The following is a 23408-nucleotide window of genomic DNA, read 5'->3' as shown; positions in this document are numbered from 1 at the left end:
CGGCTCAACTCGAAAAGGTGTCACTATGAGCATTCTTTGGACCATCATCATCGGCTTCATCGCCGGCGTGATCGCCAAGTTCATCATGCCCGGCGACAACGAACCATCCGGCTTCATCCTGACGACCATCCTCGGCATCGTCGGCGCCTTCGTCGCGTCCTACCTCGGCCAAGCGCTGGGCTGGTATCGCCCTGGCGAGGGCGCGGGCCTCATCGGGGCCGTGGTCGGCGCGATCATCGTGCTGTTCGTCTACGGTCTCGTCGCCGGCCGGCAACGCCGCGCGATCTAGCTAGAAAGTCTCCCGCTCCAGGAAGCTGGAGCCGATGTCGGCCTTTCTCTTGATCGGATCGTAATCGCAATAGACACTGTCAGCCACCAGCGTGTAGCTGGCGCTGACGGTGTATTTGTCAGTTTTGACCGAGTTCAGGCCGATCACGGAGGTGCTCTTGCCGCCGTTCCATTTGAACGGCGTCGAGCTCGTGGCCTGCTCGCAGGCCAGCACGGCCTCGTTGAAGACATAACCTTCGACGAAGGCTTTGAGCGTGCGCACCTGCACGGCCATCCGCCATTCGAAATAGCCGATGGCACCGATGCCGGCGACGATCAGCACCAGAAGCGCAATGACGATACGTTGAAATGTCATTCGTTCCCCCCAACAGAAAAATCGCAAAATTCTAGGCGAGTGACGCGATCAAGCAAAGTCTATCGCCGAGGTACTCCACCTCTCCCCGAGCGGAAGAGGTGAAACTAAAACGGCATGCCCATCATCTTCGACAGGCGCTCGATCGAGAGATAGCCGGCGTGGTAGGCCGCAAGGCCGATGCCGAACACGATCGCCGAGATGATCGTGGTCCAGATCAGCTTGTGCCCCATGCGGGTGAGGATGGGAGCACCGGGGTCGGTGCCGGGCGCGCCGACACCGTCCTCGTGCTGGCTGCGCACGCCGAACGGCAGCGTCACGAACAGCATGACCCACCACAGCACGAAATAGATCGCGAGCCAGGTTGAAATCTGAATGGCCATGACGCGGCCTTATGCCTGCTCGATCTCGACCAGGGCGCCGGAAAAATCCTTGGGGTGCAGGAACAGCACCGGCTTGCCATGGGCGCCGATCTTCGGCACGCCGTCGCCGAGCACCCTGGCGCCCTCCTTCACCAGCGTGTCGCGCGAGGCGATGATGTCGACGACCTCGTAACAGACGTGATGGATAGCGCCGTCGGGATTGCGCTCGATGAACTTCGCGATCGGCGAGGCCTCGCCGAGCGGCTCGATGAACTCGATCTTGGTGTTGGGCAGGGTCGCGAACACGGTGGTGACGCCGTGCTCGGGCAGCGGCACGGCCTCGGAAATCTGGGCGCCGAAGGCCGCACCGTAGATCTTCGCGGCCTTGACCGCGTCCTTGGTCGCGATCGCGACATGGTTGAGCCGGCCCAACATGTTCCCCTCCCTATACTGTCAGTACATGTACCAGACAGGGGGGCTTTTTGCCCCAATGTTCGTTGATCACGGCCCGGACAGCGCGTCGCACCGACTCGGCCAAGGCGTCCGGATCGCGCCGGCGCGCCCTCGGCAGGCCTTCGATGGTCGACATCACGGCATCGAAGACGATGTCATCGAAGGGCTCGCCGGCCCTGTTCTTCTCGGGGATGCCGACCAGATCGAGCTCGGGATCGCCGGCGAGCTCACCCTGCGCGGTCATGGCGATGGCGACGAAGGCGCAGCCGGAAAAGCCCATGCGGCGCCGCTCCACGACGGCACGGGATTTGGAGTCTTCCAGGATCGTGCCGTCCTTGTAGAGACGCCCCGATGGCACCTCGCCGACGATGCCGGGATCGCCGGGACCGAGCTTGACGAGGTCGCCGTTGCGGCAGACCAGCACGCGCGGCACGCCGGCGGCGCGGGCGAGCTTGGCGTGCTCGTGCAGATGCAGCGCCTCGCCGTGGACGGGGATCAGGAGCTGCGGCTTCACCCAGGAGATCATGTCGCGCAGCTCGTCGCGGCGGGGATGGCCGGAGACATGGACGAGAGCATCGCGGTCGGTGATGACCTCGACACCCTGCAGCACCAGATTGTTGATGATCGAGCCGACCGCCTTCTCGTTGCCGGGAATGGTACGCGAGGAGAAGATGACGCTGTCGCCGCGGTTCAGCGTGATTTCGGGATGGTCGTCATTGGCGATGCGGGCCAGCGCGGCGCGCGGCTCGCCCTGGCTTCCGGTGCACAGCGCCAACACCTTGTCCTGCGGCAGGTGGCCATAGACCTCGGGCGAGCGGAAGTTCTGCACGCCGTCGAGATAGCCAGTCTCGCGCGCGACCTGCACCACGCGCTCCATGGCGCGGCCGACCACGACCACCTCGCGGTCGGCGGCTTTCGCGGCATCAGCCACCGCTTTGACGCGGGCAACGTTGGAGGCGAACGTGGTCACCGCGACGCGGCCCTTGGCGGATTTGACGAGGTCGATGATGGTTCGGGCGACTTCGGCCTCCGACGGCGAACGGCCGTCGCGCACGGCATTGGTGGAATCGCCGATCAGGGCGAGCACGCCCTCTTCGCCCAATTCGCGCAGCCGCTTCTCGTCCGTCGGGGCTCCAAGCGTCGGGGTCGGGTCGATCTTCCAGTCGCCGGTGTGCAGCACGATGCCGGCTTCGGTGTGGATCGCCAGCGCATGCGCTTCGGGAATCGAATGCGCGACGGGGATGAACTCGACGTTGAACGGGCCGATATCGACACGGCCGCCTGAGGGCACCACGGTGACCGGAATCTCGGGCGCGTTGCGCTCGGCGGCGCATTTGGCCTCGAACAGCGCGGCGCTGAACCTGGTGGCGTAGATCGGGCATTTCAGCTTCGGCCAGAGGTCGATGATAGCGCCGAAATGGTCCTCATGGGCGTGGGTCAGCACCAGGCCCATCAGGTTCTTGCGCTCCTTCTCCAGGAAGGAGATGTCGGGCATGATCAGGTCGATGCCCGGCAGATGCTCCTCATCGCCGAAGGAGACGCCGAGATCGACCGCCAACCAAGACCGCTGGTGGCGGTTACCGAGGCCGTAGATCGACAGATTCATGCCGATCTCGCCGACGCCGCCGAGCGGCGCAAACACCAGTTCGTCGGGCCTTGCCATCACGCAGCTCCCACCGAGGCGACCGGGCCGAAGAACACCTCGCCGGCCGCCACCGGCACGAGGCGGCCCTCCGGGTTACGGACGATCAGGCAGCCGGTGTCGTCGATCGTGTCAAAAACGCCTTCCAGCGTCGTCGTTCCCGTGTGGATCGCAACCTTCTCGCCGAGGCCGGCGGCGCGCTCCAGCCAGAGCTTGCGGATCTCGGCAAAGCCGCGGCCATTGTCCCAGATGCCCCGGAACTCGACCCAGGCATCAGACAGGGCCGTGAACAGCTCCTCCGCGCTGATCTGGACCCCGAGCGCGGCCAGTGACACCGCGGGCGTCGGCGTGCCCTCCGGCGCGGCGACCACGTTGGTGCCGATGCCGACGACGACGGCGAGGCCGCCATTGACGGCCTCGGCCTCAAGGCCGATCCCGACCAGCTTCTTGCCGCCGGCGAGCACGTCATTCGGCCATTTCAGGGCGTAGCGGGGCCGGCCCTCGCCGAGACGAAGCGCGGCCTCGAGACTCACCTTCTGCAGCGCCGCCTCCTCGGCCAGCCCTGCGGCAAAGCCGAGCGTGGCGGCGACGGCGGGGGCGACGTCCATGACTTCGAGGATGCTGGCGGCGAGATTGCCGCGCGGCGCGATCCAGGCGCGCTGGCGTCGGCCGCGGCCGGCGGTCTGCTCGGACGTGACGAACCACATCGGGCCGCGCTCGCCGGCCCTGGCGTGTTCGATCGCCTCGGTATTGGTCGAGCCGGTCCGTTCGAACGCCGCGAGCTTGTAGCCCGCGGCCGATGCGCGAGGACCGAGCGCGAAGGCCATCCTAGAACAACGACTTTGCCGCGGCGGAGGCGACGCTCACCACGGGCCCCGCGAACAGCGCAAACAGGATGTTGAACAGGCCGGCCACCGCCAGCACCGTCCGCACCTCGATCCTGACCGGATCGACCTTCCCGGCCGGCTCGTCGAAATACATCGTCTTGACGATGGCGAGATAATAGTAGGCGCCGACCACGCTGGTCAGCACGCCAATGACGGCGAGCGTGAACAGGTTCGCCTTGATGGCGGCGACGAAGACGTACCATTTGGCGAAGAAGCCGGCGAGCGGCGGGATGCCGGCGAGCGAGAACAGCAGCATCGCGAACATGAAGGCGAGCAGCGGATTGGTGCGCGACAGGCCGGCGAAATCGCTGATCTGCTCCACGGCCTGGCCGTTGCGCTTCATGGCGAGAATGATCGAGAACGAGCCGAGCGTCATCGCGACATAGATCACGATGTACATCAGGACGCCCTGCGCGCCTTCCACCGTGCCGGAGGCAAGGCCGACCAGCGCGAAGCCCATGTGGCCGATCGAGGAATAGGCCATCAGGCGCTTGATGTTGCTCTGGCCGATCGCGGCGAAGGAGCCGAGCGCCATCGAGGCGATCGACACGAACACCAGGATCTGCTGCCACTGCGAGACGATGCCGGGGAATGCAGTCAGCGTGACGCGGGTGAAGACGGCGAGCGCCGCGACTTTCGGCGCCGAAGCGAAGAAGGCGGTGACCGGGGTCGGCGCGCCCTCGTAGACGTCAGGCGTCCACATGTGGAACGGCACGGCCGAAACCTTGAAGCAGAGGCCGACAAGCAGGAAGACGAGGCCGAACACAAGGCCGACATTCGAGATCGTCGCGGCCGAGGCAATGCCGGTGAAGCTCACGGTGCCGGTAAAGCCATAGACCAGCGAGGCGCCGTAGAGCAGCATGCCCGAGGACAGCGCGCCGAGGACGAAGTACTTCAAGCCGGCCTCGGTCGACTTGGCGTTGTCGCGGTTGGAGGCCGCGACGACGTAGAGCGCCAGCGACATCAATTCGAGACCGAGATAGAGCGAGATCAGGTCGCCGGCCGAAATCAGCACCATCATGCCGAGGGTCGAGAGCAGCACCAGGATGGCGTATTCGAAGATGCGGCGCGACGGGTCGGACAGGAACTCTGTCGACAGGACGAGCGTCACGGCCGAGCCGATCAAGGCCAGGATCTTCATGAAGCGGGCGAAGTCGTCGACGATGAAGCTGCCGCCGAACGTCACCTGCTTGCCCGCGGGCTGCATGTAGACGAGCGCACCGACCACGATCAGGAGCACCACCGCCAGAGAGGTGACGGTTCTCGTCGTCTCCTGCCCGCGATAAGCCCCGAGCATCAGAAGCGCCATCGCGCCGACCGCGAGCACGAGCTCGGGCAGCACCGGCGCCAGTTGATAACCTGCAGTCGAAAAGCTCATGGCGATATCCTGACCTGCCCGATCACTGGAGCAGTGCGGCGGCCTTCACGGCCGTCACGGCGGTATTGTAATTGTTGACGAGTTGCTGGACCGAGGCGGCCGACATGTCGAGCACCGGCTTCGGATAGACGCCGAACAGGATCGTCAGCGCGATCATCGGGAATAGAATGACGCACTCCCGCAAGGTGAGATCCTTCATGCTCGCCAGCTGCGGCTTGACCAGCGCCCCGAACACGACCTTGCGGTAGAGCCACAGCGCGTAGGCCGCCGACAGGATCACGCCGAAGCTGGCGAAGAACGCGGTCGGGATCGAGACCTTGAAGGTGCCGAGCAGCGTCATGAACTCGCCGACGAAACCGCTGGTGCCGGGCAGACCGACATTGGCCATGGTGAACACCATGAAGGTCATCGCATAAAGCGGCATCCGGTTGACGAGGCCGCCATAGGCCGCGATCTCGCGGGTGTGCAGGCGATCGTAGACGACGCCGACGCAGAGGAACAGCGCGCCGGAGACGATGCCGTGCGAGATCATCTGGAACACGCCGCCGGCGACGCCCTGCATGGTGCCGGCGAAGATGCCCATGGTGACGAAGCCCATATGCGCCACCGACGAGTACGCGATCAGCTTCTTCATGTCCTCCTGCATCAGCGCGACCAGCGAGGTGTAGATGATGGCGATGGCCGAGAGCGTGAAGACCAGCGGCGCGAAGTCGTGCGAGGCCAGCGGGAACATCGGCAGCGAGAAGCGCAGGAAGCCGTAGCCGCCCATCTTCAGCAGGATCGCGGCGAGCACCACGGAGCCCGCGGTCGGCGCCTCGACGTGCGCGTCGGGAAGCCAGGTGTGCACCGGCCACATCGGCATCTTCACCGCGAAGGAGGCGAAGAAGGCGAGCCAGGCCCAGGTCTGCAACGACCGCGGCACGGCGGTGTGCATCAGGGTCGGGATATCGGTGGTGCCGCCGTTCCAGTACAGCGCCATGATGGCGAGCAGCATCAGGACCGAGCCGAGCAGCGTGTAGAGGAAGAACTTGAACGAGGCATAGACCCGGCGCGGACCGCCCCAGACGCCGATGATCAAGAACATCGGGATCAGGCCGCCCTCGAAGAACAAATAGAACAGCACGAGATCGAGCGCCGAGAAGGTGCCGATCATCAGCGTTTCCAGGATCAGGAACGCCATCATGTATTCGCGGACACGGTTCGTGATCGCCTTCCAGCTCGCGATGATGCAGAACGGCATCACGGCGGTGGTGAGGATCACGAGCGGCAGCGAGATGCCGTCGACGCCCATGTGATAGGTGATGCCGGTGGCGAGCCAGTTCGCCTTCTCGACGAACTGGAAGTCGGGATTGCCGGGGTCGAAACGCATGACCAGGATCACCGACACCGCGAAGGTGATCAGCGTGGTCCAGAGCGCGATCCAGCGCGAATTGCGCCGGGCGGCCTCGTCGTCACCGCGGCTCAGATAGACGATCAGCGCGCCGACCAGAGGCAGGAACGTCGTGACCGAAAGTATGGGCCAGGTTGTCATTTACTGGCCTCCAAAGCCGAACATGAACCAGGTGATCAGGCCGGCGGCACCGATCAGCATGGCGAATGCATAGTGATAGAGATAGCCGGTCTGGATCTTGACGACGTTGCGGGTGACGTCCAGCACGCGGGCCGAGACACCGTCGGGGCCGAAGCCGTCGATGATGAAGCCGTCGCCCTTCTTCCAGAGCTGGTAGCCGATCCACTTCGCCGGACGGACGAAGATGATGTCGTAGAGCTCGTCGAAGTACCATTTGTTGAGCAGGAACTGGTACAGCATCGGCTGCGTGTTCGCGAGCTCGACCGGCAGATAGGGCCGGCGAATGTAGAACAGGTACGAGACGAGGAAGCCCAGCACCATCATCACCGTCGGCAGGAAGGCGATGGCCTGCGGGATGTGGTGCATCTCCTCGATGATGTGCGGGTTCATCTTGACGGATTCGCGGAAGAACTCCTCGATGCCGTGGCCGGCGAACAGCTCCTTGAACGGCAGGCCGGCGACGAACGAGCCGACCGCGAGCACGCCGATCGGGATCAGGATCCAGAGCGGAGCTTCATGCGCGGCCTCGTAATGATGCTCGTCATGCGGCTCGCCGTGGAAGGTCTTGAAGATCAGGCGCCAGGAGTAGAACGAGGTCAGGCCGGCGGCGACGATCGTCATCAGGAAGCCGTACATCGCGAACGGATTGTGCGAGGCGTAGGCGGACTCGATGATCGCATCCTTGGAGAAATAGCCGGCGGTGAGCGGGAAGCCGGTCAGGGCCAGGGTGCCGACCACCATCACCGCATAGGTGTAGGGGATCTTCTTCCAGAGGCCGCCCATGTTGCGGATGTCCTGCTCGTGGTGCATCGCGTAGATCACCGAGCCGGAGCCCAGGAACAGCAGCGCCTTGAAGAAGGCGTGGGTGAACAGGTGGAACATGCCGACCGAATAGGCCCCCGCCCCCATCGCCACGAACATGTAGCCGAGCTGCGAACAGGTCGAGTAGGCGACGATGCGCTTGATGTCGTTCTGGACGAGGCCGATCGTGGCGGCGAAGAACGCCGTGGTCGCCCCGAAGAACATCACGACGGCCTGGGCGTTCGGGGCGAGCTCGAACAGCGGCGACAGGCGCGCCACCATGAAGACGCCGGCGGTGACCATGGTCGCGGCGTGGATCAGCGCCGACACCGGGGTCGGGCCTTCCATCGCGTCCGGCAACCAGGTGTGCAGCAGGAACTGGGCCGACTTGCCCATCGCGCCCATGAACAGCAACAGGCAGGTCAGGGTCAGTGCGTCGGCGTTCCAGCCGAGGAAGTTGATGGTCTTGCCGGTGAGGCCGGGTGCGGCGTGGAAGATCGTCTCGAAATCGGTCGAGCCGACCAGCATGAAGACCGCGAAGATGCCGAGCGCGAAGCCGAAGTCGCCGACGCGGTTGACCACGAAGGCCTTGATGGCGGCGGCGTTCGCCGACGGCTTCTGGTACCAGAAGCCGATCAAGAGATAGCTGGCGAGACCGACGCCTTCCCAGCCGAAGAACAGCTGCACGAGGTTGTCGGCCGTCACCAGCATCAGCATGGCGAAGGTGAACAGCGAGAGATAACCGAAGAAGCGCGGCCGGTTCGGGTCCTCGTCCATGTAGCCGATGGAATAGAGGTGCACGAGCGAGGAGACGGTCGTCACCACCACCAGCATCACCGCCGTGAGCGTGTCGACACGCAGCGTCCACCAGACCTGGAGGTCGCCGGAGAAGATCCAGGGCAAGAGCTGGATCCTGTAATCGTGATGCATGAAGCCGACGTCGACCAGCGTCATCCAGGACAAGGCCGCCGAGACGAACAGCAGCCCGGTGGTGATCAGCTCGGCCGCGCGCGAGCCCGCCGCCGGCGGCTCGGTCGGGCCATGGCCGTGATCATCGTGAGCGTCGTCGTGATGACTCTCGTGGATGACGGAGGCATCCTCGTTGATCTTGTCGGACGCATGGGCATGCGCGCCATGGCCGTGGTCGCCGTGATGGTCGAGCTCGTCGCCCGAGGGGTTGCGGGCATGCGCGCCGAACAGCGCGATCAGGCCAGCCAGAATGGCGCCCAGCAGAGGCAGGAAAACGATTGCCTGAACCATTTGAGAGCTCAGCCCTTCATCAGATTGACGTCCTCAACCGCGATCGAGCCGCGGTTGCGGAAATAGACCACCAGGATGGCGAGACCGATCGCAGCTTCCGCGGCCGCGACCGTCAGCACCAGCAGCGCGAAGACCTGGCCGACGATGTCGCCGAGGAAGGTCGAGAACGCCACGAGGTTGATGTTGACCGAGAGCAGGATCAGCTCGATCGACATCAGGATGACGATGATGTTCTTGCGGTTCAGGAAGATGCCGAGGATGCCGAGCGTGAACAGGATCGCGCCGACCGCCAGATAATGTCCGAGCCCGATCGTCATTTCACCCACTCCGCCGCATCCGCGTCCGAGAGCCCCTGCCCCGGCGCCACCTTGCGCACCGCCATCGCCATGTCGGGCGTCCGTGCGTTCTGAACGTTGATGTCCTGCCGCTTGACCTTCTCCTTGTGGCGCAGCGTCAGCACGATGGCGCCGATCATGGCGACCAGGAGCACCATGCCCGAGAGCTGGAAGTAATGGATGTACTTCGTATAGAGCACGAGCCCGAGCGCCTCGGTGTTGCTGACATTGGCCGGGATCGCCGCCGTGATCGTCTTGGCGACGCCGGGATTGATGACCCAGAAGCCGACGGTGAGCAGCAGCTCGAACAGGAAGATGCCCCCGATCACCAGGCCGACCGGCAGGTACTCGATGAAACCCTCGCGCAGCTCGAGGAAGTCGACGTCGAGCATCATGATCACGAACAGGAACAGCACCGCGACCGCGCCGACATAGACGACGATCAGCATCATGCCGAGGAACTCGGCGCCCATCAGCACGAACAGGCCGGAGGCGTTGACGAAGGCCAGGATCAGGTACAGCACGGAGTGCACGGGATTGCGCGAGACAATCACCATCACGGCCGAGGCGACGCAGATTCCGGCGAAGAGATAGAAGAACAGCGCGGGAAGGATCATGCCCTCACCTCACCGGTACGGCGCGTCGAGCTCGATCGCCTTGGCGATCTCGCGTTCCCAGCGGTCGCCGTTGGCGAGCAGCTTGGCCTTGTCATAATAGAGTTCCTCGCGGGTCTCGGTCGCGAACTCGAAGTTCGGGCCTTCGACGATGGCATCGACCGGACAGGCCTCCTGGCAGAGGCCGCAATAGATGCACTTCACCATGTCGATGTCGTAGCGCACGGTGCGGCGGGTGCCGTCGTTGCGGCGCGGGCCGGCCTCGATGGTGATGGCCTGTGCCGGGCAGACCGCCTCGCACAGCTTGCAGGCGATGCAGCGCTCCTCGCCGTTCGGATAGCGGCGCAGGGCGTGCTCGCCCCGGAAGCGCGGCGAGATCGGGCCCTTCTCGAACGGATAATTCAGCGTCGGCTTCGGCTGGAAGAAATAACGCATGGCGAGGAAGAACGCCGAGACGAATTCCGACAGCAGAAGCGAGCGTGCAGTGGCGTTGATGTTGATACCCATGACGGCCCTCACTTCGGCGCGATGCCGGCGAAATGCAGCACGCCGGCCACCACGATCACCATCACGAGCGACAGCGGCAGGAACACCTTCCAGCCGAGGCGCATCAGTTGGTCGTAGCGGTAGCGGGGCACGATCGCCTTTGCCATCGCGAACAGGAAGAACATGAAGAACAGCTTGAGCGAGAACCAGATGATTCCCGGCACCCAGTTGAAGGGCGGCAGGTCCACCGGCGGCAGCCAGCCTCCGAGGAACAGGATCGTCGCCAGCGCGCACATCGTGACGATCGCGACATACTCGCCGAGCATGAACAGGAGGTACGGCGTCGAGCCGTACTCGACCATGAAGCCGGCCACGAGCTCGGATTCGGCTTCCACGAGGTCGAACGGAGGGCGATTGGTTTCCGCCAGCGCCGAGACGTAGAACACCACGAACATCGGGAACAGCGGCCAGACGTACCAGTTCAGGATCGTGAGCTGCGGCAACCCGATCAGGCTGGCGAGACCGCGCGCGTGCTGGGCCTCGACCACGCCGGTGAGGTTCAGCGTGCCGGCGCAGAGCAGCACCGTGATGATGACGAAGCCGATCGAGACTTCGTAGGACACCATCTGCGCGGCCGAGCGCAACGCCGCAAGGAACGGGTATTTCGAGTTCGACGACCAGCCGGCCATGATGATGCCGTAGATCGACAGCGACGAGATCGCGAAGATGAAGAGAATGCCGACATTGATGTCGGCGATCACCCAGCCGAGATTGGTCGGGATCACCGCCCAGGCGGCGAGCGCGAGCACGCATGAGACCAAGGGAGCAAGAAGAAACACGCCCTTGTTGGCGCCGGCCGGGATGATCGGCTCCTTCAGCACGAACTTCAGAAGGTCGGCGAAGGATTGCAGCAGGCCCCACGGGCCGACCACGTTCGGGCCGCGGCGGATCTGCACCGCCGCCCAGATCTTGCGGTCGGCGAGCAGGATGTAGGCGATCGCCACCAAGAGGACGACGAGCACCAGGACGCTTTGCGCGACCATGATGATCAGCGGCCAGAGGAATCCGGTCCAGAATGCGCTTTCGAAGAATTCCATCAGATCACGCTCACTCCGCTGCGGTCAGCATCTGCCCGGAGGCGAGACGCGAGCATTCCGCCATTACGGCGGACGCACGCGCGATTGGGTTGGTCAAATAGAAGTCCTCGATCAGAGGCTTGAACGGCGCCTTCTCGGGCGAGCCGCCCTTCCCGGCCAGCTTCTTGACCTGGTCGGCGGAGCCGGCCTCGATCTGGTCGAGACGGATCAGATGCGGCACGGCCTTGAACACCGCCTGGCGCAGCTGCGCAAGCGAGTCATAGCCGAGCTTCTTGCCGAGCGCTTCCGACAGCGCGCGGATGATCGCCCAATCCTCGCGTGCCTCGCCCGGCGGGAACGCGGCGCGGCCGGTCATCTGCACGCGCCCTTCGGTGTTGACGTAGATCGCGGACTTCTCGGTATAGGCGGCCGCCGGCAGGATGACGTCGGCGCGGTGCGCGCCCCGGTCGCCATGGGTGCCGATATAGACGACGAAGGTCCCGTCCGGCGCCTTGATCTCGTCGGCCCCGAGCAGGAACAGCAAGTCGAGCGTGCCGAAGGTCGTCATCTGCGCAGCGTTGAGCCCGCCGCTGGTTGCGGCAAACCCGATATCGAGCGCGCCGACGCGCGAGGCGGTCTCGTGCAGCACGCCAAAGCCGTTCCAGCCGTCCTTGACCGCGCCGACGTCGAGCGCGAGCTTGGCGCTGGCAGCGAGAATGGCGGCGCCGTCGTGACGGGCGGCCGCGCCCGCACCGACCAGGATGATCGGGTTTTTGGCGTTCTTCAGCACGTCCATGAAGGAGTGCTTGCCGGCCGCGAGCTCGGCCAGCGTCTCGGTGCCCGCACCGAGATGGTCGTAGTCATAGGTCAGGTCGGCCTTGGCACCGATCACGCCGACCTTGAAGCCGCCGGCGCGCCAGCGCTTGCGGATGCGGGCGTTGAACACGGCCGCCTCTTTCCGCGGGTTCGCGCCGATGATGAGCAGCGCATCGGCTTGCTCGACGCCTGCGAGCGTCGGATTGAAAATGTAGGAGCCGCGGCCGAGCGCGGGATCGAAGGCGTCGCCGCCCTGCACCGCCAGATTGCTGGAGCCGTATTTGCCGAGTAGGTCCTTCAGCGCGAACATCTCCTCGACGCCGGCGAGATCGCCGGCGATCGCACCGATGCGCTTGCCGTCGGTGCGGGCCGCCTTGGCGGCAATGGCGGCGAAGGCCTCGGACCAGCTTGCCGCGCGCAGCTTGCCCGCCTCGCGGATATAGGGCCGGTCGAGACGCTGGGTGCGCAGGCCGTCGACCACGTGCCGGGTCTTGTCGGAGATCCACTCCTCGTTCACGGCCTCGTTGATGCGCGGCAGGATCCGCATCACCTCGCGGCCGCGGGTGTCGACGCGGATCGCAGAGCCGAGGCCGTCCATGACGTCGATCGACTGGGTCTTGCCGAGCTCCCACGGGCGCGCCGCGAAGGCATAGGGCTTCGAGGTCAGCGCGCCGACCGGGCAGATGTCGACGAGGTTGCCCTGCAATTCGGACGTCAGCGCGTGCTCGAGATAGGTCGTGATCTCCATGTCCTCGCCGCGGCCGGTGGCGCCCATCTCGGGTGCGCCGGCGACTTCCGCCGAGAAGCGGACGCAGCGCGTGCACTGGATGCAGCGGTTCATCGAGGTCTTGACCAGCGCGCCGAGATATTTGTCCTCGACCGCGCGCTTGTTCTCGGCAAAGCGGCTGGTGTCGACACCATAGCCCATCGCCTGGTCCTGCAGATCGCACTCGCCGCCCTGGTCGCAGATCGGGCAATCCAAGGGATGGTTGATCAGGAGGAATTCCATCACGCCTTCGCGTGCCTTCTTCACCATCGGCGAACGCGTCGAAATCTCCGGCGGCTCGCCCTTGGGCCCCGGACGGCAGTCGCGCACGCCCCAGGCGCAGCTCGCGACCGGCTTCGGGCCGCCCTTCACCTCGACGAGGCACATCCGGCAATTGCCGGCGATCGACAGCCGCTCGTGATAGCAGAAGCGCGGAATCTCGGCGCCGGCCGCCTCGCACGCCTGAAGCAGCGTGTACTCGGCGGGGACATCGATCTCTTTGCCGTCGATGATGAGCTTGGTCATACGTCAGTCTTCCTCAATGCGGCAGTTCGACGAGATCGAGGCGTCGCTCGATGCGCACGAGGCGGGCTTCGACGCGATCAATTCGCCGATTGATCCCAGGAACCGCAATGTCAACCTGGGCAAGCCTCAGATCGACGTGCCCCATTCTCTCTTCCATGTTCGTGACGCGCGTCTTGATGTCGCTGACGTCCGCCGCCATGCGATCGAATTTCTCGTCGAGGCGACGAAGATATACGAGCACGATATTGTCCGGCTGATCCGTCATCGCCCTCTCCTACTCCGCCGCGACCATGTTCACGGGATCGCGGACGCCGATGTCGTCGACATCGGCCTTGTGCGAATATTGGTCGATGCGCGCTTCGATCTCGTGGCGGAAATGCGTGATCAGGCCCTGGATCGGCCAGGCCGCGGCGTCGCCGAGCGCGCAGATGGTGTGGCCTTCGACCTGCTTGGTGACCTCGAGCAGCATGTCGATCTCGCGCTTGTGGGCGCGACCTTCGGCCATGCGGGTCAGCACGCGCCACATCCAGCCCGTGCCTTCGCGGCACGGCGTGCACTGGCCGCAGCTCTCGTGCTTGTAGAAATAGGAGATGCGGGCGATCGCACGGATCAGGTCGGTCGACTTGTCCATCACGATCACGGCGGCGGTGCCGAGGCCCGAGCGCAGCTTGCTCAAGCTATCGAAATCCATCGGCGTGTCGATGATCTGCTCGGCCGGCACCATCCGCACCGACGAGCCGCCGGGGATCACGGCCTTGAGGTTGTCCCAGCCACCGCGAATGCCGCCGCAATGCTTCTCGATCAGCTCGCGGAACGGGATGCCCATGGCCTCTTCGACGTTGCAGGGCCGCTCGACATGGCCGGAGATGCAGAAGAGTTTCGTGCCGACATTGTTCGGACGGCCGATGCCGGCGAACCAGGCCGCGCCGCGGCGCAGGATATCGGGCGCGACCGCAATCGACTCGACGTTGTTCACGGTGGTCGGGCATCCGAACAGACCGACGTTGGCCGGGAACGGCGGCTTGAGGCGCGGCTGGCCCTTCTTGCCCTCGAGGCTTTCGAGCAGCGCGGTCTCCTCGCCGCAGATATAGGCGCCGGCGCCGTGGGCGACGTAAATGTCGAACGGCCAGCCGTTGACGTTGTCCTTGCCGACCAGCTTGGCCTCATAGGCCTGGTCGATCGCGGCCTGGAGATGCTCGCGCTCGCGGATGAACTCGCCGCGGACATAGATGTAGCAGGCATGCGCGTTCATGGCGCAGCTCGCGATCAGGCAGCCCTCGATCAGCAGATGCGGATCGTGCCGCATGATCTCGCGATCCTTGCAGGTGCCGGGCTCGGACTCGTCGGCGTTGACGACGAGGTAGCTCGGCCGGCCGTCGGTCGATTCCTTCGGCATGAAGGACCACTTCAAGCCTGTCGGGAAGCCGGCGCCGCCGCGGCCGCGCAGGCCCGACGCCTTCATCTCGTTGATGATCCAGTCGCGGCCCTTGTCGATGATGTTCTTGGTGCCGTCCCAGGCGCCGCGGCGCCGCGCACCCTCGAGCCCCCAATCGTGGAGGCCGTAGAGGTTCTTGAAGATGCGGTCCTTGTCCTCGAGCATATCAGTGCTTTCCGATCAACGAATGGACTGCTTGTAGGCAAGTCCGGCGGCGCAGACGGCGAAGAACAGCGCCCAGAGCAGACTGGTCTCCTGCGACGCGTTCATGAAGAAACGCTGCAGCAGGAACATGAAGGCAGCCGCGATCGCGGCGTGCATGGCGACAAAGCCCCATCTCTTCACGGCCGCGGTCCCTCCGGTTGCGATGAGATCACGCATCAGGTGATCTCCTTGAGCGTGGTCGGTCCCGATATCGGCGCCGAGAACTGGCGGCCGTTCTGCGGACCGGGCTTCGGCGGATTGCCCGAAGCGAAACCGTCGAGCACCTTGCCGAAGCTTTCCTTGGTCAGGTCCTCATAGGTGTCCTTGCCGATCAGCACCATCGGCGCGTTCACGCAGGCGCCCAGGCACTCCACCTCTTCCCAGCTGAAATTGCCGTCCTTGGAGAGATGGAAGGGCTCGTGATGGATGCGGTGCTCGCAGACGTGGATCAGATCCTCGGCGCCGCGCAGCCGGCACGGCGTGGTGCCGCAGACCTGGACGTGGGCCTTCTTGCCGACGGGGGCGAGCTGGAACATGGTGTAGAAGGTCGCGACTTCCAGCACGCGGATATAGGGCATGTCGAGCATGTCGGCGATGACGCGGATCGCGGCTTCCGACACCCAGCCCTCGTTCTGCTCCTGCGCGCGCCAGAGGATGGCGATGACGGCGGAGGCCTGGCGGCCGGCGGGATATTTCGCGATCTGCTGCCTGGCGAACGCGAGATTCTCCTCCGTGAACGCGAAGCTCGCGGGTTGGACTTCCTTCGGTGCTAATCGGCGAACGGACATCTCTTCAATCTCTCACTGCATGCGGCGCGCGGTCTTGGCATCCAGGTTCTTGGCGTTCATGGCCTGGATCCTGTCCTGCCAGAATGCGCTTGCGGTGCCGAAAACGTTGTAGCCGACGTGGGTCGAGACCTTGATGCGGTCGAGGATCGACAGCTCGGTCACGGTCTCCATGCGGTTGCTGCGCGGATCGAACACGATCAGCTTCAGCGGGGTCTGTTCGAGGATGAAGCGCGACACGGCGTGGGAACGGTCGCTGCCGTGCTCCTCGCACATGATGACGCTGTCGGCCTGCAGCAGTCGCGCCCCGCCCTTGATCGCCTCGATCTCGACGCCCTCGACGTCAAGCTTGATCAGGTACTTGCCGGTGGCCGCAACCTTGCCGTCCTCGATGAGGTTGTCGAGCGCGATCACCGGCACCTCCTCGCCGCCCGCCGACTGGTCGCCGGCGATGCTGAAGGCCTCGTGCTTGGTGCCCGACAGACGCGCGGTGCCGCGCGTCGCGCCGATGGCGCATTTCATAGTCTCGAAGCGGCCAGCGTTGATGCGGGCATTGTTGGCGAGCTTCGAATAGTTCTGGCCCGACGGCTCGATCGCGATCGCCCGGTGCGCGCCGAACGGCTTGCTCGACACCAGCACCGACCAATATCCGTAATTGGCGCCGCAATCGAGCAGCGTGTAGTCGACGTCGATGGAATCGGCGAACAAGAGCTCGAGCTCGTCCTCGTAAGTGTAGGAGCGGTTGAGCAGCTTGCTCCAATAGCCGTCGCCGTAAGGGAATTCGAACACCGCGTCGGGATTGAGCCTAATCGCGATGTTGCGCTCGGGCAGCGTCTTGCGCAGCAAATTCGCGCAGGCGATGTAGCCCATGTGCGAGAAGTGCGAGGAGATCTTCGATCCCGTCACCAGCGCCAAGGCAGCCGTCCGCTCCCACAGGTTGGCCCCTTCCAGGGCCCCCGAGGCGCGGTCAAACTGGATAGGCGCCTGCGCCATCACCGATCGACCTCTCCGAACACGATGTCGAGCGAGCCCAGGATCGCCGAGACGTCGGCCAGCAGATGGCCGCGGCAGATGTGGTCCATGGCCTGGAGATGCGCAAAGCCCGGCGCGCGGATCTTGCACTTGTAGGGCTTGTTGGTGCCGTCGGCGACGAGATAGACGCCGAACTCGCCCTTGGGCGCCTCGACCGCGGCGTAGATTTCGCCGGCCGGCACGTGGACGCCTTCAGTGTAGAGCTTGAAATGATGGATCAGCGCTTCCATCGAGCGCTTCATCTCGCCGCGGCGCGGCGGAGCGACCTTGTTGTCCTCGACGACGACGGGACCCTTGCCGTCGGGCGCGTTCAACTTCTGGATGCACTGCTTCATGATGCGCACGGACTGGCGCATCTCTTCCATGCGGATCAGGTAGCGGTCGTAGCAATCGCCGTTCTTGCCGATCGGAATGTCGAAATCCATCTCGGCGTAGCACTCATAGGGCTGCGACTTGCGCAGGTCCCAGGCGGCGCCCGAGCCGCGCACCATCACGCCCGAAAAACCCCATTCCCAGGCTTCCTTCAGCGGCACCACACCGATGTCGACGTTGCGCTGCTTGAAGATGCGGTTGGCGGTGAGGAGGCGATCGAGATCGTCCACCACCTTGAGGAACGGATCGCACCAGGCCTCGATGTCGTCGACCAGCTTCTGCGGCAGGTCCTGATGCACGCCGCCGATGCGGAAGTACGCCGCGTGCATGCGGCTGCCGGAGGCGCGCTCGTAGAACACCATCAGCTTCTCGCGCTCTTCGAAGCCCCACAGCGGCGGGGTCAGCGCGCCGACGTCCATCGCCTGCGTGGTGACGTTGAGCAGATGCGAGAGGATGCGGCCGATCTCGCAATAGAGCACGCGGATCAGCTGGCCGCGGCGCGGCACCTCGATGCCGAGCAGCCTTTCGGCGGCGAGGCAAAAGGCGTGCTCCTGGTTCATCGGCGCGACGTAGTCGAGCCGGTCGAAATAAGGGATCGCCTGCAGGTACGTCTTCTGCTCGATCAGCTTCTCGGTGCCGCGGTGAAGCAGGCCGATATGGGGATCGACGCGCTCGACGACTTCGCCGTCGAGCTCCAGCACCAAACGCAGCACGCCATGCGCCGCAGGGTGTTGAGGACCAAAGTTGATCGTGAAGTTGCGAAGGTTTTCAGCTTGCTCGTTCATGGTCAGGCCTTCGGTCCTGCTTTCTCATCGCCAGGCAGCGGATAATCCGCACCCTCCCAGGGCGACAAGAAATCAAACTTGCGGAATTCCTGGTTGAGCCGGACCGGCTCGTACACCACCCGCTTCTCCTGGTCGTCGTAGCGGACCTCGACGAAGCCGGTGAGCGGGAAATCCTTGCGCAGCGGATGACCCTCGAAGCCGTAGTCGGTGAGGATGCGGCGCATGTCGGGATGGCCGACGAAGAACACGCCGTAGAGGTCGTAGGCTTCGCGCTCGAACCAGTCGGCGCCGGGGAAGATTTCGATCAGCGACGGCACCTGCGTGGTCTCGTCGGCTTGCGCCTTGAGCCGGATGCGCGCGTTCAGCGTCGGCGACAGGAAATGATAGATCACGTCGAAGCGCTTCTCGCGATCCGGGTAGTCCACCGCGGTGACATCGGTGATGTTGACGAACCGGCAGTTCGGGTCATCGCGGAGGTACTTGACCACCTCGACGATCCTGGCCGTCTCGACGTCCACGGTGAGCTGGTTGAAGGCCACCGAGTGACCGGTCGCAGCGCCCGGAAGCGCGCTAACGATCGTCTGCCCCAGGGCGTCGAGCTTGGCGTCGTCCATGACGTAAAACCTTAGCGTTCGATGGTGCCGGTGCGCCGGATCTTCTTCTGCAGCAGCAGCACGCCGTAGAGCAGCGCTTCCGCCGTGGGCGGGCAGCCCGGCACGTAGATGTCGATCGGCACGATGCGGTCGCAGCCGCGCACGACCGAGTAGGAATAGTGATAATAGCCGCCGCCATTGGCGCAGGAGCCCATCGAGATGACGTAGCGCGGCTCGGGCATCTGGTCGTAGACCTTGCGCAGCGCCGGCGCCATCTTGTTGGTCAGTGTGCCCGCAACAATCATCACGTCGGACTGGCGCGGCGAGGCACGCGGGGCGAAGCCGAAGCGCTCGACGTCGTAGCGCGGCATCGACACCTGCATCATCTCGACCGCGCAGCAGGCCAGACCGAATGTCATCCACATCAACGAGCCGGTGCGCGCCCAGGTGATGAGATCGTCGGTCGCCGCCACGAAGAAGCCCTTGTCGGACAGCTCGGAATTGACCTCGAGGAAAAACGGATCATTGGCCCCGACCGGCTTGCCGGTCGACGGATCCAGGATACCCTTGGGGGCCGGTGCGATCACCGGACCTGCGGACGGCGTAGCCGGGTTCAATCCCATTCGAGGGCCCCTTTCTTCCATTCATAAGCGAACCCGACCGTCAGCACGGCGAGGAACACCACCATGGACCAGAAGCCGGTCGCGCCAAGCTTGCCGAACGCCACCGCCCAGGGAAACAGAAACGCCACCTCGAGGTCGAAGATGATGAAGAGGATGGCAACGAGATAGAAGCGGACGTCGAACTTCATGCGGGCGTCGTCGAAGGCGTTGAAGCCGCACTCATAGGCTGACAGCTTTTCCGGATCCGGCTGCTGGAACGCCACGATGAAGGGCGCGATCAGCAGCACGAGACCGATCAGGCCCGCTACTCCTATAAAGACCACGAGTGGAAGATAGTTCTGCAGAATGCCGCTCATTGGCGAGCCCTTTTTCCCGCAGCCTCGGGACAGCCACGGATTCGTCCGATTTGGAATTATTCTGAGCCTTAGCGCAGTGCACCAATGGGCGCAAGACACGCTCTTTTCAGGCCCTTTGCCGCCCCCAGAACGGTGAAAATCCCGGAATCACCCCGCGGCTGGTATGGAGCAGATCGCCATGGCCAGCAAGGGCTGCCACGGTCTCGCAGGTCAGCCGTTCGGAGATTGCGGCGCTCGGGCCGAGGCAGCTGTTTGCTGCGCGCTGACCGACCAAAACTCTGGTTTTGATGCAGCAACGCGCCCGGCCACGGCGATCAGGGCCGCAGGGGCAACTTCCCTCCGTTGTCGCGGCGACATATTTGCCAATCGGCCCGCCAGGACACCAATGCTGGTGCCGCCGCCTCAGGTGCAGGAAAGACCTGTCCACAGCCCAGAGTAATCAGAGGAGCCATGCGTCATCACGGGACCGGGGCTCGTCCGGCGAATGTATCGGCGATTGGCTCCAAGCCGGCCGCGAGCGCGGCGACGGCGACCTGCCGGTCGCTCGCGCCGCGCTCGGATGAGCTTTGGGCCGGGGGGCATGGCCCGCGAGCTCATCGTGACGGCGGATCAGCGGACACCCAGGCGGAGCCGGGCGAACATCACGATCGGTTGCTCCGAGCCCCCAGAGCTTCCGACCCTGCCCTCGCCTGTCCTCACCATTTGTAGGAGACGCTGGCGGTGACGCGCCGACGGTCGCCGTAGAAGCAGGACGTGGCCGACGCGCAGCTCGCGACATAGATCTTGTCGGTCAGGTTGATGACGTTGAGCGCCGTGCGCCAGTTCTGCCATTCATAGTGGAGCGCGAGATCGCCGAGCACGACCGCGGGAACCTCGAGCGTGTTCGCGGTGTCGGCCCAGGAGGAGCCGACATAGCGTACGCCGCCACCGAAGCCGAACCCTGCGAGCGGACCATCCTTGAAGGTGTAGTCGGCCCAACCCGACACCAGCAGCTCGGGCGTGTTGGTCGGCGTCTTGCCGACCAGGCTCGGGTCGAGATCCCGGCTGTTGAAGAGGTGATAGGCGGTGAAGGCGCCGATCAGCTTCAGTTCCCTAGTGGCATTGGCCACGGCTTCGAGCTCGATGCCGCGAGAGGTCACCTCGCCGGTCTGGTTCTGCAAGATCGCCGTGCCCGCGGTGGTCGCCACGTTCTGGCGCTTCAGGTCGAACACCGAGGCCGTGAAATAGCCGTCGAACCCTTTGGGGGCGACCTTCACGCCGATCTCGGTCTGCTGCCCGGTCTCCGGCAGAAACAGCTGGTTCTGGGCGTTCAGACCGATGACCGGGTTGTAGCTCGTCGCATAGGAGACGTAAGGCGCGATGCCATTGTCGAAATTGTAGATCAATCCAGCGCGCCCGCTGAACCTGCTGTCGTCGCGGCTGGCGATTGTGGCGCCGGTATCACGAGCGGCCTGAGTCGTCTCGACCCAGTCATTGCGACCGCTCAGCACCAGCGTGAAGTTGCCGAGCTTCATCTGATCCTGAAGATAGATGCCGGCCTGCTTCTGCGTGATCCGGAAATTTCTGAACGGATCGCCGGTGATGGGAATGTCACCGACGCCATACGCCGGATTCAAGGCGTTGATTGACGGAACTCCGAAGAAGTTGAAAGCTTGATAGTCGTCGATCTGATAACCTCTCAGATCGACGCCGAACAGCATCGTGTGCTTCACCGGTCCGGTGCCGAAACGATACTCCGACTGGTTGTCGAGATTGGCCTGGTTGGCCGTGTCCTTCGCGTACCAATTATAACGGAAGAGGTCGCCGGCCGTCGCATTGGTATAGCCGCTGCCGACGTAGCCGCGATAGGTCACATCGACGTGCGCGAACCGCGCATTCTGACGGAACGTGAGATCGTCGGTGAGATGGCGCTCGAACTGATAGCCGAGCATCTCCTGCTCGCGCGTGAACTTGTCGACACCGGGATCGCCGGCGAAGAAGCTGGTCGGGATCTTGCCGAACGGCGCATTGGTCACCGTGCCCTGGTACGGCAGGAAGTTGATACCCCTCGTGTCCGTCTTCGAGGCCGAGGCGAGAACCGTGAAGGTCGTATCGGCATCAGGCTTCCAGGTGAAGGACGGTGCGATGAAGTAGTTGTTGTCCGGCGTGAAGTCGACCTGCGTGCCACCGTTCCTGACCTCGCCGACCACTCGGTAGAACAGCTTTCCGTCCTGGGGCTGCGTCGCGACCGGCCCGCCGACATCGAAGCCGACATAGGCGTTGCCGAAGTTATTGACGCCGGTCTCGATGTAGCGGATCGGCTCTGCCGGCGGCATCTTGCTGATCACGTTGACGATGCCGCTCGGGCTCGATCCGCCATAGAGCACGGCGGACGGACCGCGCAGCACCTCGACGCGTTCCATGTTGGACGGCGGCAGACGCCAGCTCGCATAGGCCGTATAGAACAGCTGCATGCCGTCGAGAAACAGGCCGATGTCATCGGACTTGAAGCCGCGGATCAGCCACCAATCGTTGCGCGTGTCCGCACCGAAGGTCCCTGCGCGCACGCCGGCGGTGTAGCGCAGGACCTCGTCGAGCTTGTTCGGCTTCTGGTCGCGGATCTGCTCGGCGCCGATGACGGACACCGCCTGCGGCGTCTCCATGATCGGCGTGTTGGTCTTGGTGCCCGACGAACTGCGGCCGGCGACGTAGCCGTTCAACGGCCCGCGCGGCGTCTCGACAAAGCCGACCTCGCGCCGTGGCTGCGGCCTGTTCGTGGCGGGGGTCTGCACCGAGGTTCGCGTCGCGCGGCGCTGGGGCGTCGCCGCGGCGCGGCGGCGCGCTTCCGGCGCCGTGACAGTCACCGGCGGAATGGTCTGCGCGCCACCCTGCGCCGAAGATTGTGCAAGCAATGCCTGAGGCATCAAGACCCAAGCGGATGCGGTCGCCAACACGGCCGACCGCAGCATTCCAAGACTGTTCAACGCGCCACCCCGAAGCTGCATGTTCGATGCGTCATGCCGCCTGTCCCCGGAACAGCATGCGCTTACGGCGACGCTTATGTGAGGGCGCGCGATTTCCCTAATTGAAAGCTTCTTAGAACGGCTCTTAGAAGTCCTCCAGATGAGGCGTCCGCCGCCTGCAGGGCGTCCTCGCTCCCGATCGACATGCCAGGCCTCGGAAAGGCGCCGCCTCCAACTCCATTCCGGACGAGCCCCGCCAGGCGGGAGATGAAACCATTTTGCGGAACCCGCGAAACCATCCGGAAACAGACAGCCCTTAGAAGGTGAGCCCATAGACGACGGCAAAGCCCGTCGGGAGGCTCAGATGAACCACTCAATTCATTCTGCTGATCGTGCGACCCACCTGAAGATCGTGGTGGTGGCGCTGGTGGCCGGCATCGCCGTGGCCGGCTTCGGGATCGCCGCCCGCACCCATGCCGATTACAGCCAGACCGCCCAGTCCACCCAGGTCATCAAGGCCGGCAAGCCGGTGGTGGTGACGAGCGCCGGGACGTCGGAGATCCGCTGAACCACCGAAAAAGGTCCGGTTTGATACCAAAGGCCGCCTTCGGGCGGCATTTCGTTTGGTTTCGCCCATGCGACGGCGCCGTGGGGGATGTTGTCTCCGCCA

25 protein-coding genes are annotated in these 23408 nt (G+C 64.4%); 2 read left to right on the top strand and 23 right to left on the bottom strand.

The window, feature by feature from the left end:
• Window positions 1-25 precede the first annotated feature (25 nt).
• Window positions 26-289: a GlsB/YeaQ/YmgE family stress response membrane protein gene (locus tag AC24YW_RS20390; protein WP_487484391.1), complete on the top strand. Its 264-nt coding sequence runs from the start codon at window positions 26-28 to the stop codon at window positions 287-289.
• Here AC24YW_RS20390 and AC24YW_RS20385 read toward each other — a convergent pair whose 3' ends face one another.
• From AC24YW_RS20385 to AC24YW_RS20275, 23 genes are all read right to left on the bottom strand, one after another.
• Entirely contained in the window at window positions 290-643 is a 354-nt protein-coding gene (locus tag AC24YW_RS20385) for a hypothetical protein (protein ID WP_487484390.1), read from the bottom strand.
• A gap of 104 nt (window positions 644-747) precedes the next feature.
• Window positions 748-1023, bottom strand: coding sequence for a DUF1467 family protein (locus AC24YW_RS20380; protein ID WP_025036606.1), 276 nt, complete (start codon window positions 1021-1023; stop codon window positions 748-750).
• 9 nt (window positions 1024-1032) lie between these two features.
• The gene (gene mce, locus AC24YW_RS20375; protein ID WP_487484389.1) at window positions 1033-1437 is read right to left on the bottom strand and encodes a methylmalonyl-CoA epimerase; all 405 of its coding nucleotides are present in this window, start codon (window positions 1435-1437) and stop codon (window positions 1033-1035) included.
• 10 nt (window positions 1438-1447) lie between these two features.
• Window positions 1448-3118 carry a ribonuclease J gene (locus tag AC24YW_RS20370; RefSeq protein WP_487484388.1) on the bottom strand — a complete coding sequence of 557 codons (1671 nt, stop codon included), beginning with the start codon at window positions 3116-3118 and terminating at the stop codon, window positions 1448-1450.
• Complete coding sequence (locus AC24YW_RS20365; RefSeq protein WP_487484387.1) at window positions 3118-3924, bottom strand: biotin--[acetyl-CoA-carboxylase] ligase; 807 nt, start codon at window positions 3922-3924, stop codon at window positions 3118-3120. Before AC24YW_RS20365 ends, AC24YW_RS20370 begins: the two co-directional genes overlap by 1 nt.
• 1 nt (window position 3925) lies before the next feature.
• Window positions 3926-5362 (bottom strand): NADH-quinone oxidoreductase subunit NuoN, encoded by a 1437-nt coding sequence (gene nuoN, locus AC24YW_RS20360; protein WP_487484386.1) that lies wholly within the window; start codon window positions 5360-5362, stop codon window positions 3926-3928.
• A 22-nt stretch (window positions 5363-5384) separates the two neighbouring features.
• Window positions 5385-6893: an NADH-quinone oxidoreductase subunit M gene (locus AC24YW_RS20355; protein ID WP_487484385.1), complete on the bottom strand. Its 1509-nt coding sequence runs from the start codon at window positions 6891-6893 to the stop codon at window positions 5385-5387.
• Window positions 6894-8993 (bottom strand): NADH-quinone oxidoreductase subunit L, encoded by a 2100-nt coding sequence (gene nuoL / locus AC24YW_RS20350; protein WP_487484384.1) that lies wholly within the window; start codon window positions 8991-8993, stop codon window positions 6894-6896.
• A gap of 8 nt (window positions 8994-9001) precedes the next feature.
• The gene (gene nuoK / locus AC24YW_RS20345; RefSeq protein WP_008547737.1) at window positions 9002-9310 is read right to left on the bottom strand and encodes an NADH-quinone oxidoreductase subunit NuoK; all 309 of its coding nucleotides are present in this window, start codon (window positions 9308-9310) and stop codon (window positions 9002-9004) included.
• Complete coding sequence (locus tag AC24YW_RS20340; RefSeq protein ID WP_487484383.1) at window positions 9307-9945, bottom strand: NADH-quinone oxidoreductase subunit J; 639 nt, start codon at window positions 9943-9945, stop codon at window positions 9307-9309. The genes nuoK and AC24YW_RS20340 overlap by 4 nt, the downstream gene beginning before the upstream one ends.
• 9 nt (window positions 9946-9954) lie before the next feature.
• Window positions 9955-10443: an NADH-quinone oxidoreductase subunit NuoI gene (nuoI, locus tag AC24YW_RS20335; RefSeq protein ID WP_024341235.1), complete on the bottom strand. Its 489-nt coding sequence runs from the start codon at window positions 10441-10443 to the stop codon at window positions 9955-9957.
• 14 nt (window positions 10444-10457) lie between these two features.
• Window positions 10458-11525 (bottom strand): NADH-quinone oxidoreductase subunit NuoH, encoded by a 1068-nt coding sequence (gene nuoH / locus AC24YW_RS20330; RefSeq protein WP_257180028.1) that lies wholly within the window; start codon window positions 11523-11525, stop codon window positions 10458-10460.
• Window positions 11526-11535: 10 nt separating this feature from the next.
• Window positions 11536-13611, bottom strand: coding sequence for an NADH-quinone oxidoreductase subunit NuoG (gene nuoG, locus AC24YW_RS20325; RefSeq protein ID WP_487484382.1), 2076 nt, complete (start codon window positions 13609-13611; stop codon window positions 11536-11538).
• 13 nt (window positions 13612-13624) lie between these two features.
• Window positions 13625-13876 carry a hypothetical protein gene (locus AC24YW_RS20320; RefSeq protein ID WP_487484381.1) on the bottom strand — a complete coding sequence of 84 codons (252 nt, stop codon included), beginning with the start codon at window positions 13874-13876 and terminating at the stop codon, window positions 13625-13627.
• 9 nt (window positions 13877-13885) lie between these two features.
• The gene (gene nuoF / locus AC24YW_RS20315; protein ID WP_487484380.1) at window positions 13886-15211 is read right to left on the bottom strand and encodes an NADH-quinone oxidoreductase subunit NuoF; all 1326 of its coding nucleotides are present in this window, start codon (window positions 15209-15211) and stop codon (window positions 13886-13888) included.
• Between the two features lie 15 nt (window positions 15212-15226).
• Window positions 15227-15427: a hypothetical protein gene (locus AC24YW_RS20310; RefSeq protein WP_487484379.1), complete on the bottom strand. Its 201-nt coding sequence runs from the start codon at window positions 15425-15427 to the stop codon at window positions 15227-15229.
• Window positions 15427-16038 carry an NADH-quinone oxidoreductase subunit NuoE gene (gene nuoE, locus AC24YW_RS20305; protein ID WP_035704001.1) on the bottom strand — a complete coding sequence of 204 codons (612 nt, stop codon included), beginning with the start codon at window positions 16036-16038 and terminating at the stop codon, window positions 15427-15429. The genes AC24YW_RS20310 and nuoE overlap by 1 nt, the downstream gene beginning before the upstream one ends.
• Window positions 16039-16050: 12 nt before the next feature.
• Window positions 16051-17028 carry an FkbM family methyltransferase gene (locus AC24YW_RS20300; protein ID WP_487484378.1) on the bottom strand — a complete coding sequence of 326 codons (978 nt, stop codon included), beginning with the start codon at window positions 17026-17028 and terminating at the stop codon, window positions 16051-16053.
• A complete protein-coding gene (locus tag AC24YW_RS20295) occupies window positions 17028-18224 on the bottom strand; it encodes an NADH-quinone oxidoreductase subunit D (protein WP_487484377.1) in 1197 nt (398 codons plus the stop codon). The genes AC24YW_RS20300 and AC24YW_RS20295 overlap by 1 nt, the downstream gene beginning before the upstream one ends.
• A 2-nt stretch (window positions 18225-18226) precedes the next feature.
• Window positions 18227-18838 (bottom strand): NADH-quinone oxidoreductase subunit C, encoded by a 612-nt coding sequence (locus AC24YW_RS20290; protein WP_487484376.1) that lies wholly within the window; start codon window positions 18836-18838, stop codon window positions 18227-18229.
• 11 nt (window positions 18839-18849) lie between these two features.
• Complete coding sequence (locus AC24YW_RS20285; RefSeq protein WP_487484375.1) at window positions 18850-19440, bottom strand: NuoB/complex I 20 kDa subunit family protein; 591 nt, start codon at window positions 19438-19440, stop codon at window positions 18850-18852.
• A complete protein-coding gene (locus AC24YW_RS20280; RefSeq protein WP_008136158.1) occupies window positions 19431-19796 on the bottom strand; it encodes an NADH-quinone oxidoreductase subunit A in 366 nt (121 codons plus the stop codon). Before AC24YW_RS20280 ends, AC24YW_RS20285 begins: the two co-directional genes overlap by 10 nt.
• 695 nt (window positions 19797-20491) lie before the next feature.
• A complete protein-coding gene (locus tag AC24YW_RS20275; protein WP_487484627.1) occupies window positions 20492-22744 on the bottom strand; it encodes a TonB-dependent siderophore receptor in 2253 nt (750 codons plus the stop codon).
• A gap of 358 nt (window positions 22745-23102) precedes the next feature.
• On the opposite strand from AC24YW_RS20275, the gene AC24YW_RS20270 reads away from it, so the two are divergent.
• Window positions 23103-23306: a hypothetical protein gene (locus tag AC24YW_RS20270; RefSeq protein ID WP_036010204.1), complete on the top strand. Its 204-nt coding sequence runs from the start codon at window positions 23103-23105 to the stop codon at window positions 23304-23306.
• The last annotated feature ends 102 nt before the right edge of the window (window positions 23307-23408 follow it).

The sequence above is a fragment of the Bradyrhizobium sp. USDA3516 genome (assembly GCF_057651995.1).
Note: the sequence above shows the minus strand (reverse complement) of the source record. Positions and strands in the feature narration are given on the sequence as shown.